Genomic DNA, 15,450 nt, shown 5'->3' on the forward strand with positions numbered 1-15,450 from the left:
GCCGAGGAAGCGGAGTTTACGTGCTGTAAATGTGCATTCCGAGGCCATTTTTAACGCAGTATCGCCGACGCGCAGCAGATCCGAGACTGGTTCTAGCGCTCCTTAACTACCAGACGCCCTGGCGTGGTACCCAGGGCCTGCCAGTTCGGCCGGTACATCGACTCCACTTGCGGTGGCGGCACGCGGTAGCTGCCGGGGGTAACGGCGCGGGCCAGGTACAGCAGATGGGTGGTGTCGTAGCCGTTTACATCCAGCGCCGCGACGTAGCGATCCCCCCGGAACTCCTGGTGCTTGATCGCCGCGTTCTGCATCGACTCACGCCACGCTTTCACCGCGCTGCTGGCATCGTCCAGGCTGGCCGAACTTTGCGCCAGGTTCTGGTTTTCAAGCTCCAGGCCCGCCGGCAACAGGTCGACCACCAGAGCATCCGGTACGCGCTGCTTGGCGGATACGGCCAGGTGCACCAGCACCAGCTCGCCACTCTGCAGATTGCTCAGATCCAGCGGCTGGCCATCCATGCCCAGGTACTCGCGGTAGATGCTGAGATTCTCGCCACCGGCTGCAGGGGCCTGACGCGGGTACCCGGACAGCGTCAGCTGCTGATACAGCGGCGTGTCGCCCGGTTTTTCCGCCGAATTGCTGATGCTCAGCGGCGCCGCCAGATCACTGCCATCGAGCTTGAGGCCCGGCTGGGCATTGCTCAGTTCGAAGGCCAGGCTGCCGCTTTGCAGCGCGGCGCTCCAGCTCGGCTCTGGTTTGCTCAGCAGATTGCGCCCAGCCAGGTACAGCGAATTGCGTTCCTGGGTCGACAACCACTGCTGCCCGGCCACTTCGTCAGCCAGGTTGAACAACCGCTCTTCACGGCGATTTTTCGCCAGATCATGCTCTTCGAGCAGCGCCAGAATCAGCGCCTGATCGCGCAGCGGGCTGCCGTAGTCGGCCAGCCAGTTATTGCTCTCACGACCACGGGCCAGGCCGGCGCTCAACAGTTCATCGGCACGCGGCTGATCGCCCATTTTCTGCAGCGCCACGGCCAGGTGCACCAGCGGCAAGCCGGACAGTGCATCGCTGCGCCGTTCATACAGGCTACGCAAGGCACCCAGCGGCGCCTGTTGGCTGCGCGCCAGCACGTAACCGGCGTAGGCCTGCACGGCAAAGCGGCTGTGGTTGGCGTTGTCGCTGTAGTTGACCTCGATCAGGTGACGCTCCTGCAGGTAGCGCAGCAGGCGTTCGTTGGCCTTTTTCAGCGCCTCTTCCGGCACGCCGAAACCCTGCTCGCGGGCGCGCAGGAGGAAGTCGCTGACGTAGGCAGTCAGCCAGTACTCCTCATCGCTGTCCGCGCCCCACAGACCGAAGCTGCCGTTGTAGCGCTGCATGCTCAGCAGGCGCTCGATGCCCAGTTCGATGGAGCGCTTGCGTTGCTCATCCGGCTCAGCTTCCACGCCCAGGCGCTTGAGCGTGGCCGCATCGGCGTACAGCGACGGATACAGACCACTGGTGGTCTGCTCCAGACAGCCGTACGGATAGGCCTTGAGTGCGCGAATCTGCTCGCCAAGATTCAGCGGCGGCCTGCTGGAAATCGCCAACCGTGCTTCCAGACCGGCAGCCTCGAAACGGCTCAGGGCATCAGCCGGCAGCAGCCAGCTGTCACCTTTTAGCACCGCGCGGAAATGCTGCAGCTGCGCCGGGTAGGCCGGGCGAATGCCCAGGGTCCACTCTCGGCTGAACGGCGGCAGATCCTCACCGGGCAGGGCCAGGCCGCTGACACTGACCTTGACACGCCCTTGGCCGTAACCGCCCAAGGCGGTGACCGGAATGCGCAGGATGGTGCGCTGACCATCGGCCAGGGTAATTGGTGCTACCGCTGCACCGGGGTTCTGCGCAAGGCGCAGCTGACCTTCGGCACTCAATTGCACATCGAGTTTCTGTTCACGCCCGGACAGGTTGCTCAGGTCCAGGGCCAGGGTGGTTTCATCGCCCCCGGCGAGGAAGCGTGGCGCGGACAGCTCTGCAATCAGTGGCGCAGCGACCACCGTCTTGCCTTCGCCCATACCGTAATGCTCATCGGTCCAGGCTTGCGCCATCAGCCGTAGTTCGCCGTTGAAGTCGGGGATAGCCAGGCTGACTTCGCCTTCACCCTGCTCATTCAGTTTCAGCGGCTCACTCTGCAGGGCGACGATCAGCACGCTGGTATCCGGGCGCTTGCCGCCACCGGCCAGCGCCGCGTCACCACCGAAGGCCAGTTTGGCCACCCGACCTTGCCCTGCCTCGATCAGTTGCCCGTAGATATCCAGCTGATCCGCGCCGTAGGCCTTACGGCCAAAGAAGTTGGCGAATGGATCGGGCGTGGCGTACTCGGTGATATTGAGAATGCCGACATCCACGGCGGCCACCAGCACCTGCGCCTGTTTCGGGATGCTGCCGTCGGCGTTGCGCGCCTGCACCTTGACCTTCAGAGGCTGATTGGGGCGCATCTTTTCCGCAGCGGTGAGGGTTAGCGCCAGTTTGCGCGGAGCACGTTCCAGCGGCAGGTGCAGCAGGCCGACCGCACGTTTTGGCGTGGCATTGTTCTTGCGCTCGCCGGGACGGATCACCAGGGCGCTGACATACAGGTCATGGCGTGCCCAGTCCTTGGCAATCGGGATATCGAAGCTCTTGCCCTCGGCCGGCACTTCGATTTCCTGCCACCACAGCGGTCCCTCGCTGGATTCCACCATCAGGTAGCCCTTGCCCGCAGAAGGCGGGGTAACGGTGACCTGGGCGGTGTCGCCATCGATATAAGCCGGTTTATCCAGCGCCAGTTTGACCTGATCCGGGCGCACGGCGCCGCCGTCGGCGTTGTCCTGCCAGCGGTAGCCGGCCCAGAAGCGCATGCTGCTGAGCAGGCCGGTCTGGCCGTCGATTACCTCGATGCGATACGGGCCCCACTCCACCGGGAAACTGATCTTGGCAGTACCGCCGGCAGCGACCTTGAGGTTTTCCTCGTTGAGGGTAAGGAATTTCTCGGTGTAGTTATGGCTCCAGCCATCGCTCTCGGAGAAGTTCCAGAAGTAGTCACGGCGTTCACGAATCAGGCGCACGCTGAGCTGATCGGCGGCCAGCTTGTTACCCTCGGCATCGGCCACCAGCACTTCGAACTCGGCCAGGCTGTCGGCGTCCACTTCTTCTTCGCCGTCAAACAGCCCGCGCACACCTGGCAGACGCTCGGCCGGCCACACCGGCTGAACAACCCGCCGGGTAATCGCCCGACCACCGGACTCCTGCAGGCTGGCTTGCAGAATCAGACGCAGCGGCGATTTGGCATCGGCCCAGCGGCTTTCGATATCCAGGCTGGCCTTGCCCTGCTCGTCCAGGCTGGTTTCATCCAGCTCGATGTCCTCGCTCAGCTCTTCTTCGGTAACCGAACCGAACTGATAGCCCGGCAGGCTGGCCACCGCCTCACGCAGCGGACGGACATAGAGTTGCCCGCTAAGGCGATTGCCGGCTGCCGGAGCGCCATACAGATAGCGCCCGATGACCTCGAACTGGGCGTTCTCCGCAGGTGTATAGGGCTCTTCACTGCCCTTGAGTTCCAGCGCCATACGTTCCGGCAGAAAGTCTTCCACAGAGAATTCATACAGCTGCTGGCGACCATCGCCGAGGTCGAACAGCAGCTGCCAGCGCCCGGTCGGCGCTTCGTCGGCCAGTTGCAGCTGGTACTGATACAGGCCGGCGTCATCGGCCTGCCAGACGAACTTGCGGCTGACCTGCTCATCCGGACGGCGCACTTCGACATTTACCGGCTGGGCTTTTACCGCGCGGCCATCGGCATCGCGCAGCAGGCCGTTGAGCAGCACGGTCTCGCCGGGGCGATAAAGATCACGCGGGCCAAATACGAAGAACTGCAACGGGTGGGCGACAGGCCCGGCAATGTCGAATTCAGCCAGGTCCAGCGCCGCGGTGTTCAGGCGCAGCAGGCTGGTCTGTTCACCCTGGTGGGCCAGCAGCATTTCGGCCTTGGGCGGCAGCGGCAGTTCACCATGGCCGGCACCATCGGTTTTGCCTTCGGCCAGCACCTGGCCTTCTGCGTTGAGGACTTCCAGGCGCACATCACCCAGCGCTGCCCCCCCGGCCAGGGCCTGGGTGAACACATCGATACGGTTCTGATAACGCCGTACGGACAGACCTATATCACTCAGGGTGAACAGCGTGGCCGGCTGTGAATAGTTGTAGCTGCCGGCTTCACGCATCACCGCCAGGTACACGCCGGGCTGCTTGAACGGTTCCAGGCCAGCAATTGGCAGCAGCAGGGTTTCGCGGGTATTGCGCGCCGGGTTCAGATCAAAGCGGCCGCCATAGACCAGGTCCGCCATCGGCAGCAGACTGCGGGCTTCCCAGTTATCCAGATTGCTCGAGCGGCCCCAGCGGTTAAGGAAGGCCGGTAGCGACTCGGGCTTGATGCGGAAGAACTCGACATTGATCTTGTCCACGTTCAGCGCGATTACCGGCAGGCCTTCGGCGAGGCGCGTGGGCAGCAAGGAGCCACGGCTGGCGAAGCCGACGCTGGCTTGCAGGTCGCGGGTTTCCAGGCGGGTAACCTGCTCGGCGGCGAGGCTTTTGCCATTCAGCCCGAGCAGCCCGGCATCCACCGTCAGCACCAGCTTGCGCTGCGGCTCCAGATGGCGCAGGCGCACCTCCATCAGGTTGTCGCTCAGTTCCCAGGCACCGTCGACCTTGCCGCTTTTGCTATCGACCAGGTGCATGCGCTCGGCGAGCTTCTGCTCGGGATCAAGCGGCACCGAGAAGCTGATCGACAGCGTGCTGGCGCCTTCGAGCTGCACTTCCGAGACATCCACCACAGTCAGTTCGCGGCCGGCGTAACGCTCGGCCAGCGCCTTGCGGTCAACCGTCGGTTTGGCCGTCTCGCTGCTGACAGGGGTGGCTTGGGTCGCCGTTACTTCGGCGGGCCCAGAGGTGGATGAATCACAGGCGCTGAGCAGGCTCAGGACAAGTGCCAGAAGCAGTCCATTCTTCGGCATTGCGGGCTCCAACAAGGGTAGGTGCAGAGGCCTGACACTATAGTCGAGGCGCTAACCGACCACTAAGTGTGCAGCTGCAAAATTGCTGGGCAGCGCACGCCAGTCGATCAGTGTTTAATAACCCGCCTGTGACATGCGCCCGCGCATTTCGTTGCAACCATCGCCAATCAAGTTTGAGAGCACATTTGATAAACGCCGTACGCGATGCCTGGCAGCACACGCCTACCCATAAACGGGTGTGGGCACTGGCTGCGCCAATGATCCTCTGCAACCTTTCGGTGCCGCTGGTGGCGCTGGTCGACAGTGCGGTGATCGGCCATCTACCGCACGCCCACCAATTGGCCGCCGTGGCCGTAGGCGGCAGCCTGTACACCCTGCTGACCTGGGCAGTGGGTTTTCTGCGCATGGGCACCACCGGTTTCAGCGCCCAGGCGGCGGGGCGCGCTGATGGCGGCGCGCTGCGTCAGGTGCTGCTGCAGGGTTTGCTGCTCGGCGTGCTGCTGGCGTTCGTTTTGATCAGCCTGGCCATCCCCTTGAGCAGTGCCGCATTGGCGCTGATGCAGCCCTCGGCGCAACTCGATGAGATGGCGCGTAGCTATCTGTATATCCGCCTGCTCGGGCTACCCGCAGCGCTGGCCACCTATGCCCTGATTGGCTGGCTGCTGGGTACGCAGAACGCGCGCGGGCCGCTGGCCATTCTGCTGACCACCAATCTGCTGAATGTTGCCCTCGATCTGCTGTTTGTCCTCAGCCTGCACTGGGGCGTGGCCGGCGCGGCCTGGGCCTCGGTGATTGCCGAATGGAGCGGTGCGATGCTCGGTCTGTACCTGGCCCGCCGCGCCTTGCGTGCCTATGCCGGCACGCTGGACTGGGCGGCGCTGCGTCGCTGGTTGAACTGGCGACCGCTACTGGCGGTAAACCGCGACATCTTTATTCGCACCCTGGCACTGCAGGCGGTGTTCTTTCTGATCACCGTACAAGGCACCCGCCTGGGCGATGCCACGGTGGCTGCCAACGCCCTGCTGCTCAACGGCCTGCTCCTCGCCGCGCATGCCCTCGATGGCTTGGCCCACGCACTGGAGGCGCTGTGCGGACATGCCCTCGGCGCCCGTGATCGCAGCGCACTGCGCCGAACGCTGATTGTCGCCGGCGGCTGGTCGCTGTTCGCCAGCCTGGGTTTTGCGCTGTTCTTTCTACTCGGCGGGCACTGGTTTATCAGCCTGCAGACCAATATCGCGGCGGTGCGCGAAACCGCATTCGTCTACCTACCGTACCTCGCCCTGCTGCCGCTGATCGCAGTCTGGAGCTACCTGCTCGACGGTCTATTTATCGGCGCCACCCGCGCCCGCGAGATGCGCGACGCCATGCTCCTGGCACTGCTGCTCAGCCTGCCGCTGGCCTGGGCCCTGCAGCCACTGGGCAATCAGGGCTTGTGGCTGGCCTTCCTGAGCTTTATGGGACTGCGCAGCCTGTGCCTGGGTGGCTATGCTTACCGCCTGACCCGTGCCGACCACTGGTTCGCCCCTAGCCAATCAGGAGCCCCTTATGCTCAGCCCTGAAATGCCCTGCGATGAAGTCTTGCGCCAGCAGATCCTCGATGACAACGAGTTGATCGATACCCCTGCCGACCCCTATCTGGATACCCTGGTGCGGGTGGTGCGCGAAGTCTTCGCGGTAAAAACCGTGCTGATCAGCCTGATCGACCATGACCGCCAGTGGTTCAAATCGCGCATCGGCCTGGAGATCAGCGAAACTCCACGGACCATCTCCTTCTGCGCCCACGCGATTCTCGGCACCCAGCCACTGATCGTCGAAGACACCCATAACGACCTGCGTTTTCACGACAACCCGGTGGTGATCAACAACCCGCAGATCCGCTTCTATGCCGGGCAACCGCTGTTTTCCCAGGAAGGCCAGCCGCTGGGCACCCTGTGCCTGATCGACCCAGCCCCACGGCAGCTGACGGGCAAGCAGGTGCGCCTGTTTATCGACATGGCGACCCTGGTCGAGGGCTACCTGAAGCTGCGCCACGTCAGCGAGCAGACCGCGCAGCTGCGCGCGGCGCTGAGCCGTGAACAGCGCAAGACCATGCTCGACCCGCTGACCCAGCTATGGAACCGCGCCGGCCTCAACCACTTTCTGCCCAGGCAGCAGGCACAGGCCGACGACCTGGGCTTGCAACTCGGCGTGCTGTTCTGCGACCTGGATTACTTCAAGAAGGTCAACGACAACCACGGCCACGCCGCTGGCGATCAGGTGCTGTGGGAAACCGCCCGGCGCATCAGCGCCGCCGTACGCCCTCAGGATGTAGTGACGCGCAGCGGCGGCGAGGAGTTCGTGGTGCTGCTGCAGGTGCACGACCAGCATGAATTGCTGCTGATCGCCGAGCGCATTCGCAGCGCCCTGAATAAGGAGCCGGTGAGCATCGACGAGTTGCAGCTCAACCTGACCATCAGCATCGGCGCAGCCCTGCGCAGCCCCCAGGAACCACCAACTGCCACCATGAACCGCGCCGACCAGGCGCTGTATCAGGCCAAGGGCAATGGCCGCAACCGAGTCGAACTCGCCAACTGACCCTCCACACCAGACAAGGGAAACCCTATGGGCCAAGCGCTTGCTGCCTACCTGCATTATCTGTCGATCTTCCTGCTGTTCGCCCTGCTCAGCATCGAGCATGTGCAATTCAAACTGCCGCTGGACCTGCGCCGCGCGCGCAGCCTGATTATCACCGACATCGCCTACGGCATCTGCGCCGGCCTGGTGCTGTTCACCGGTCTGGCGCGCGTACTCTGGTACGGCAAGGGCCTGGACTACTACCTGGGCAACAGCCTGTTTCACGCCAAAGTCGGCCTGTTTATCCTGGTCGGGCTGATCTCCGTGGTGCCGACCTTCGTCTTCCTCAACTGGCGCAACAGCCTCAAGGCCGGCGAAGTGCCGCAGGTCAGCCCCGCCAAGGCGCGGATGGTGATCATGGTGATTCGCCTGGAACTGTTGCTGCTACTGGCCATCCCATTACTGGCGGTGCTGATGGCACGCGGTTATGGCGTGATCGGCTGACACCTGAGCAGACCAGCAAGCCTGTGGGAGGCGCTTTAGCGGCAAACGGATGTCGCGGCTAAAGCCCCTCCCACAAGCCCAGAAAGCGCCCGCTGATTTGCCCGCACGGCATGGCTCTGCTAGTGTCGCGCCGGTTCCGATTCCCCGATCTACCCCGAGATATCCGCCATGGCCGCCCGCAAAAAAGCCGCGCTCGACTTCGAGCAATCCCTGACCGATCTGCAGAACCTGGTCGAGCGTCTGGAAAACGGCGAGCTGTCGCTGGAAGACTCGCTGACCGCCTTCGAACAGGGCGTGCGCCTGACCCGCGATTGCCAGACTGCCCTGGCTCAGGCCGAACAGAAAGTGCAGATCCTCATGGAGCGCGACGGCGAGCTGGAGGAAGCCCCCTTCGACGCGGACCAGCAGGCATGATTGCGGCCTACCAGAGCAGCTGCCAACGCCGCGTCGATGCCGCCCTGGAAAACCTCCTGAGCAGCCCACGTCCGGAACTGGAACGTCTTTACGCCGCCATGCGCTACAGCCTGTTCAATGGCGGCAAACGCGTACGCCCGCTGCTCGCCTACGCAGCCTGCGAAGCCCTCGGCGGCGAACCTGAGCGGGCCAACGCGGCAGCCTGCGCAGTGGAGCTGATCCACGCCTATTCCCTGGTGCATGATGACCTGCCGGCAATGGACGATGACGACCTGCGCCGCGGCCAGCCGACTACCCACATAGCCTTCGATGAAGCCTGTGCGATTCTCGCCGGTGACGGCCTGCAGAGCCTGGCGTTTGAAGTGCTCAGCGATGCCACACACAACCCGCATGACGCCGAGTTGCGTCTGGCCATGCTCAGCACCCTGGCGCGCGCTGCTGGCCCGGCCGGCATGGTCGGCGGACAGGCCATCGACCTCGGCTCAGTCGGTCAGACTCTCGACCAGAACGCCTTGGAAATCATGCATCGACACAAGACCGGCGCATTGATCGAAGCCAGTGTGCAGCTCGGCGCATTGGCCAGTGGCAAGGCCGATGACCACGCACTAAAAGCCCTGCACACCTATGCGCGGGCTGTCGGCCTGGCGTTCCAGGTACAAGACGACATCCTCGACGTGGAAAGCGACACCGCCACCCTGGGCAAGACCCAGGGCAAGGACCAGGCCCACGACAAACCCACCTACCCTGCCCTGCTCGGCCTCGACGCCGCCAAGGCCTATGCCCTGGAACTGCGCGACCAGGCCCTGCACGCCCTGCGCCCATTCGACCAGGCCGCCGAGCCGCTGCGTGATCTGGCGCGCTATATCGTCGAACGGCGCAGCTAAACCGCTCCACGTAACGATGTGGGAGGCGCTTTAGCGGCGAGCTGTACCGCTATTGTCGCGGCTACGACTGCATGGATGCAGGAGGTAGAGCGAAGCAGGAGCCAGAGCCGAAAGCCCTTCCTACAAATTGTGCATACGCCAGATGGCCGCAATCTCCCTTATCACCCATATCAATAGCTCAACACTTACCCGCTAAGGCTTGGTTTACCTCGCCCACAGAGCGCCTAAGATGGCTGCAGAATAAAAATCTGGAGCCACCATGCCCTCTACATCCGCGCCCTTCGCCGCCCTGCTGATCGCCAACCGCGGCGAAATCGCCATCCGCATCGCCCGCGCTGCCAGTGAGTTGGGTATCCGCTCGGTCGCCGTATACGCCGAAGACGATGCTGCCTCCCTGCATGTGCGCCAGGCCGATAGCGCAGTAGCCCTCAAGGGTAGGGGCGTGGCGGCTTACCTAGATATGCAGCAGCTGATCGAGATTGCTAAGGAGCAGGGCTGCGATGCCGTGCATCCGGGCTACGGCTTTCTCGCGGAGAACGCCGAATTCGCCCGCCGCTGCCAGGCCGCCGGGCTGTGCTTTGTCGGCCCCAGCGCCGAGGTGCTGCAACTGTTTGGCGACAAGGCCGCCGCGCGGGAGTTAGCCGAACGCTGTGGGGTGCCGCTGGTGGCGGGGATCAATCGGCCGATCAGCCTGGACGAAGCCCATGGTTTTCTCGCCGAGCATGGCGCGGTCATGCTCAAGGCCCTGGCTGGCGGCGGCGGCCGTGGCATGCGTCCGGTATTCGCTGCCAGTGAGCTGGATGAAGCCTTTGCCCGTTGCCAATCGGAGGCACAAAGCGCCTTCGGTAATAACGCGCTGTATATCGAGCAGCTGGTGCGCAGCGCCCGGCATATCGAAATTCAGGTACTGGGCGACAGCACAGGCGCGGTCAGCCATCTGTGGGAGCGCGACTGCAGCCTGCAACGTCGCCAGCAGAAGCTGGTGGAAATCGCCCCCAGCCCGGACCTCCCCGCTGCCACCCGCGAACGGATGATCGAGGCGGCGCTGCAACTGGCCGGCGCGGCCCGCTACCAGGGCCTGGGCACCTTCGAATTTCTGCTGGATGCCGAGCAGCCCGAGCGCTTCTACTTTATGGAAGCCAACCCAAGGATTCAGGTCGAGCACACCGTGACCGAGCAGGTCACCGGTGTCGATCTGCTGCACACCCAGCTTAAACTGGCCGCAGGCATCTCCCTGCGCGAGCTGGGTTTGCTCACGCCGCCGGCCCTCAATGGCTGCGCCGTACAGCTGCGCATCAATCTGGAAAGCATGAGCAGCGATGGCAGCACCCGCCCGGCCGCGGGTACCCTGACCGCCTACCAGCCGCCCAGCGGCCCCGGCCTGCGCGTAGACGGCTATGGCTACGCCGGCTACCCGGTCAGCCCCAGCTACGACTCGATGCTGGCCAAGCTGATCGCCCATGCGCCGGACTACCCCAGCGCCCTGCACCGTGCCTACCGTGCGCTCTGCGAGTTTCGTCTGGAAGGCGTGGCGAGCAATCTGCACCTGCTGCAGAACCTGCTGCGCCTACCGCAAGTGGCGAGCTATCAGCTGACCACGCGCTTTGTCGAAAGCCAGCTAAGTGAACTGCTGGCCGCGCAAGCCCAGGCCCATCCGCATCACTTCTTTGCCGGCGCGCAGGCGGCCAGCCAAAGCGCCAAGCCGGTACAGGATGCGCCCACGGGTTGCCTGCCGCTGCTGACCCATAGCACCGGCTTGGTGGTCAGCCTGGAGGTGGCCGAAGGCGATGCGGTGGCGGTCGGCCAGAGCATCGCCGTGCTGGAGGCGATGAAGATGGAGTTTGTCGTCACCGCCAGCCACAGTGGCATCGTCCGCCAACTGGCCGTGCAGGTCGGCAGCGCACTTAATGAAGGCCAGGCGCTGCTGTTTATCGAACCTGCCGAAGTCGACGCCGCTGCTAGCCAGAGTGAACAGAGCCTGGACCTCGAGCATATCCGTGCGGACTTGGCTGAAGTCCTCGAACGCCACGCGCTCCTCACCGATGTACGCCGTCCTGCCGCCGTGGCCAAGCGGCGCAAGACTGGCCAGCGTACGGTGCGCGAAAACCTGGCAGACCTGCTTGATGACGGCAGCTTTAACGAGTACGGCGCACTGGCGATTGCTGCGCAACGGCGCCGGCGCTCGCTGGCCGAGCTGATCGAGCAGAGCCCAGCCGATGGCCTGGTGGCCGGCACCGGTACGGTCAACGCCGAGGCATTCGGCAGCCAGGCGGCGCGCTGCATGGCCATCGCCTACGACTACACGGTATTCGCCGGCACCCAGGGCGTGATGAACCACAAGAAGACCGACCGCATGCTCGGCCTCGCCGCGCAGTGGCGCTTGCCGGTGGTGCTGTTTGCCGAAGGTGGTGGCGGCCGGCCGGGCGATACCGATTTTGTCGGCGTGGCCGGGCTGGACTGCCACACCTTTGTCGGCATGGCCAAGCTCTCCGGGCTGGTGCCGTTGGTGGGTGTGGTGTCCGGGCGCTGCTTTGCCGGCAATGCCGCCCTGCTCGGCTGCTGCGATGTAATTATCGCCACCGACGACGCCACCATCGGCATGGCCGGCCCGGCGATGATCGAAGGCGGCGGCCTGGGCAGCTTCAAACCGGAACAGGTCGGCCCGGTCAGCGTGCAGGGCCCCAATGGCGTTATCGACGTGCGGGTGGCCGACGAAGCCGCAGCGGTGCAGGTGGCCAAGCAGTACCTGAGCTACTTTCAGGGGGCCCTCAGCGAATGGGCCTGCGCCGATCAGCGCGAGCTGCGCCACTTGATCCCGGAAAACCGCCTGCGCGTCTACGATATCCGCCAGGTCATCAGTACGCTCGCGGACACGGACTCTGTGCTGGAGCTGCGCCGCGAGTTTGCGCCAGGGCTGATCACGGCCTTTATTCGCATCGAAGGTAAGCCATTCGGCTTGCTGGCCAACAACCCGGCGCACCTCGGCGGGGCCATCGATGCGGTCGCCGGCGACAAGGCCGCGCGCTTTATGCAGCTGTGCGATGCCTTCGATATTCCGTTGCTGTCGCTGTGCGACACCCCCGGCTTTATGGTCGGCCCGGAGGCGGAGAAGCAGGCCACGGTGCGCCATGTGTCGCGCATGTTTGTCGCCGCCGCCAGCCTGACCGTGCCGTTCTTTACCGTGGTGCTGCGCAAGGGCTACGGCCTCGGTGCCCAGGCCATGGCCGCCGGCAGCTTCCATTCGCCGCTGTTTACCATCGCCTGGCCCAGCGCCGAGTTCGGCGCCATGGGCCTGGAAGGCGCGGTGCGCCTGGGCTTTGCCAAGGAGCTGGCCGCCGTCGAGGAGCCCGCCGCGCGCCAGCAGCTGTTCGACAAGCTGGTGGCCAAGGCCTACGAGAACGGCAAGGGCATCAATATGGCCAGCTTTCTGGAGATCGATGCAGTGATCGACCCCGTGGAAACCCGCGCCTGGGTGCTGCGCGGCCTCAATGCCGCGCCCAGACCCGCGCCACGCGAAGGCAAAAAGCGCAGCGTCGATACCTGGTAGCTACAAGCCCTGAGCTGCAAGTGGATGGCGCTTGCAGCTCAGGGCTAGCGCATATGGGTGACTCACGTGTCGCGGCTGAAGCCCCTCCCACGTTTTAGCGCCAGGTGTGACACCGCTGGCCAGATCAGCGACGCCCCCATGCGTGGGAGGCGCCTCAGCGGCGAGCTTTGGGGTCGCCTGGTTTCATGTGCTTGCCCTGGTTTGCAGCTTGAGGCTTGCCGCTTGCAGCCGCTTTTTCGGGTAAACTGCCGCATCTTTTACACCTATAACGATCTGCCTGATGCCGACGACCTTCCACGAGATTCCCCGTGAGCGCCCGCTGACGCCCCTTCTAGACCGCGCCAATACGCCGGACGAGCTGCGCCGTTTGGGCGAAGCCGAGCTGGAAACCCTGGCCGACGAGCTGCGTCAGTACCTGTTGTATACGGTCGGGCAGACGGGCGGGCATTTCGGCGCTGGCCTCGGGGTGATCGAGCTGACCGTGGCCCTGCATTACGTCTTCGACACCCCGGATGATCGCCTGGTGTGGGATGTCGGCCATCAGGCCTACCCGCACAAGATCCTCACTGGCCGCCGCGAACAGATGGGCAGCCTACGGCAGAAGGACGGTATCGCCGCCTTCCCGCGCCGCTCGGAAAGCGAATACGACACCTTTGGCGTTGGCCACTCCAGCACCAGCATCAGCGCCGCCCTCGGCATGGCCATCGCTGCGCGCATCCAAGGCAGCAAACGCAAGAGCGTGGCAGTCATCGGCGACGGCGCCCTGACCGCCGGCATGGCCTTCGAGGCGCTGAACCACGCCAGCGACGTCAACGCCAATATGCTGGTGATCCTCAACGACAACGATATGTCGATCTCCAAGAACGTTGGCGGTCTGTCCAACTACCTGGCCAAGATCCTCTCCAGCCGCACCTACGCCAGCATGCGCGAGGGCAGCAAGAAGATCCTCTCGCGCCTGCCAGGCGCCTGGGAGATCGCGCGCAAGACCGAAGAACATGCCAAGGGCATGCTGGTGCCCGGCACCCTGTTCGAGGAGCTGGGCTGGAACTATATCGGCCCGATCGACGGCCACGACCTGCCGACCCTGCTCGCCACCCTGCGCAATATGCGCGACCTCGATGGCCCGCAGTTCCTCCATGTGGTGACCAAGAAGGGCAAGGGCTTCGCCCCGGCCGAAGCCGACCCAATCGGCTACCACGCGATTACCAAGCTGGAGCCGATCAACGCGCCAGCAGCACAACCCAAGCAAGCCGCCGGGCCGAAATATTCCAGCGTCTTTGGCCAATGGCTGTGTGATATGGCCGCGCAGGACCCGCGCCTGGTCGGCATTACCCCAGCGATGAAGGAAGGCTCAGATCTGGTGGCGTTCAGCGAGCGCTATCCCGAGCGCTATTTCGACGTGGCCATCGCCGAACAGCACGCCGTAACCCTGGCCGCCGGCATGGCCTGCGATGGTGCCAAGCCGGTGGTGGCGATCTACTCCACTTTCCTGCAACGCGCCTATGACCAGCTGATTCACGATGTGGCCGTGCAGCACCTCGACGTGCTGTTCGCCATCGACCGCGCCGGTCTGGTCGGCGAAGACGGCCCGACCCACGCCGGCAGCTTCGATATTTCCTACCTGCGCTGCATCCCCGGCATGCTGGTGATGACCCCGAGCGATGAAAACGAACTGCGCCGCATGCTGACCACCGGCCACCTGTTCAACGGCCCGGCAGCGGTGCGCTACCCACGCGGCAGCGGCCCGAATGCCACCATCGAGCCAGGTCTGGAGCCACTGGAAATCGGCAAGGGCGTCGTTCGTCGCCAAGGCAGCAAAGCAGCCTTGCTGGTATTCGGCGTGCAGCTGAGTGAGGCGCTCAAGGTGGGCGATGCACTCGACGCCACTGTGGTCGACATGCGTTTTGTCAAACCGCTGGACGAGGCCCTGGTACGCCAGTTGGCGACCAGCCACGAACTGCTGGTAACCATCGAAGAGAACAGCATCATGGGCGGTGCTGGCAGCGCAGTCAGCGAGTTCCTCGCCCACGCGGACATCCTCAAGCCAGTGCTGCACCTGGGTCTGCCCGACTACTACGTCGAGCACGCCAAACCGGCGCAGATGCTTGCCGAATGCGGGTTGGATGCCACCGGTATCGAAGCCGCCATCCGCGTGCGCCTCGCCAGCCTTTCTGCATGAGCACCGCTCATCCAGAGCGGAGCCAGGCTTGCTTGTAATTCATCCACCCGCGCATTAAGGTGCGCGGCGTTTTACTTCCATCAAGGTGCGCCCTTCCACAGTGAAACGGCGTTAAACGGGAAGCCGGTGCGTTCTGACGAACCATCCCGGCGCTGCCCCCGCAACGGTAATCGACCGCAGAGCCGTTCTGCACGTCACCTCAACGCCACTGGATTATCCCGGGAAGGCGAGGCGGCGCACGTCGAGAGCCCGGAGACCGGCCTTGCTGGATGTGACTGGTGTTGCGGAGGGCATCACCGTCAAGCTCAGGCTGCGCCCGCGCGCCCGTTCTTGCCCCTGCCCTTCTCAAAA

Annotated in this window: 8 protein-coding genes and 1 riboswitch; of the genes, 7 read left to right on the forward strand and 1 reads right to left on the reverse strand. The window is 64.2% G+C overall.

All coding sequences use genetic code 11. The features are described 5' to 3' along the window. Positions 1 to 92 precede the first annotated feature (92 nt). Positions 93 to 5,018: an alpha-2-macroglobulin gene (locus ACIN8IBEIGE_RS19950; protein WP_160016183.1), complete on the reverse strand. Its 4,926-nt coding sequence runs from the start codon at positions 5,016 to 5,018 to the stop codon at positions 93 to 95. A 188-nt stretch (positions 5,019 to 5,206) separates the two neighbouring features. Here ACIN8IBEIGE_RS19950 and ACIN8IBEIGE_RS19955 point away from each other — a divergent pair, with 188 nt between their 5' ends. The 7 genes from ACIN8IBEIGE_RS19955 to dxs all read left to right on the forward strand — a co-directional run bounded on the left by ACIN8IBEIGE_RS19955 (position 5,207) and on the right by dxs (position 15,099). Beyond that, positions 5,207 to 6,577: an MATE family efflux transporter gene (locus ACIN8IBEIGE_RS19955; RefSeq protein ID WP_160016435.1), complete on the forward strand. Its 1,371-nt coding sequence runs from the start codon at positions 5,207 to 5,209 to the stop codon at positions 6,575 to 6,577. Next, on the forward strand, positions 6,564 to 7,592 hold the full coding sequence (locus ACIN8IBEIGE_RS19960; RefSeq protein WP_160016184.1) for a sensor domain-containing diguanylate cyclase: 1,029 nt from the start codon (positions 6,564 to 6,566) through the stop codon (positions 7,590 to 7,592). Before ACIN8IBEIGE_RS19955 ends, ACIN8IBEIGE_RS19960 begins: the two co-directional genes overlap by 14 nt. Before the next feature lie 27 nt (positions 7,593 to 7,619). Further along, positions 7,620 to 8,075, forward strand: a complete 456-nt coding sequence (locus ACIN8IBEIGE_RS19965; protein ID WP_160016185.1) for a DUF2214 family protein — start codon at positions 7,620 to 7,622, stop codon at positions 8,073 to 8,075. 168 nt (positions 8,076 to 8,243) lie between these two features. Then, positions 8,244 to 8,489: an exodeoxyribonuclease VII small subunit gene (locus tag ACIN8IBEIGE_RS19970; RefSeq protein ID WP_160016186.1), complete on the forward strand. Its 246-nt coding sequence runs from the start codon at positions 8,244 to 8,246 to the stop codon at positions 8,487 to 8,489. Further along, positions 8,486 to 9,373, forward strand: coding sequence for a (2E,6E)-farnesyl diphosphate synthase (gene ispA, locus ACIN8IBEIGE_RS19975; RefSeq protein ID WP_160016187.1), 888 nt, complete (start codon positions 8,486 to 8,488; stop codon positions 9,371 to 9,373). The genes ACIN8IBEIGE_RS19970 and ispA overlap by 4 nt, the downstream gene beginning before the upstream one ends. Before the next feature lie 259 nt (positions 9,374 to 9,632). Further along, a complete protein-coding gene (locus ACIN8IBEIGE_RS19980; RefSeq protein ID WP_160016188.1) occupies positions 9,633 to 12,920 on the forward strand; it encodes a carboxyl transferase domain-containing protein in 3,288 nt (1,095 codons plus the stop codon). 280 nt (positions 12,921 to 13,200) lie between these two features. Next, a complete protein-coding gene (gene dxs / locus ACIN8IBEIGE_RS19985) occupies positions 13,201 to 15,099 on the forward strand; it encodes a 1-deoxy-D-xylulose-5-phosphate synthase (protein ID WP_160016189.1) in 1,899 nt (632 codons plus the stop codon). 66 nt (positions 15,100 to 15,165) lie between these two features. Further along, positions 15,166 to 15,379: riboswitch (cobalamin riboswitch) on the forward strand. Positions 15,380 to 15,450: the final 71 nt, after the last annotated feature.

Source organism: Pseudomonas sp. 8BK (assembly GCF_902506475.1).
Taxonomy (GTDB): Bacteria; Pseudomonadota; Gammaproteobacteria; order Pseudomonadales; family Pseudomonadaceae; genus Aquipseudomonas; species Aquipseudomonas anguilliseptica.

Coding starts and splice junctions, on each gene's coding strand:
- ACIN8IBEIGE_RS19950 (WP_160016183.1), bottom strand. CDS start 5,018: ATGCCGAAGAATGGACTGCTTCTGGCACTTGTCCTGAGCCTGCTCAGC.
- ACIN8IBEIGE_RS19960 (WP_160016184.1), top strand. CDS start 6,564: ATGCTCAGCCCTGAAATGCCCTGCGATGAAGTCTTGCGCCAGCAGATC.
- ACIN8IBEIGE_RS19965 (WP_160016185.1), top strand. CDS start 7,620: ATGGGCCAAGCGCTTGCTGCCTACCTGCATTATCTGTCGATCTTCCTG.
- ACIN8IBEIGE_RS19970 (WP_160016186.1), top strand. CDS start 8,244: ATGGCCGCCCGCAAAAAAGCCGCGCTCGACTTCGAGCAATCCCTGACC.
- ispA (WP_160016187.1), top strand. CDS start 8,486: ATGATTGCGGCCTACCAGAGCAGCTGCCAACGCCGCGTCGATGCCGCC.
- ACIN8IBEIGE_RS19980 (WP_160016188.1), top strand. CDS start 9,633: ATGCCCTCTACATCCGCGCCCTTCGCCGCCCTGCTGATCGCCAACCGC.
- dxs (WP_160016189.1), top strand. CDS start 13,201: ATGCCGACGACCTTCCACGAGATTCCCCGTGAGCGCCCGCTGACGCCC.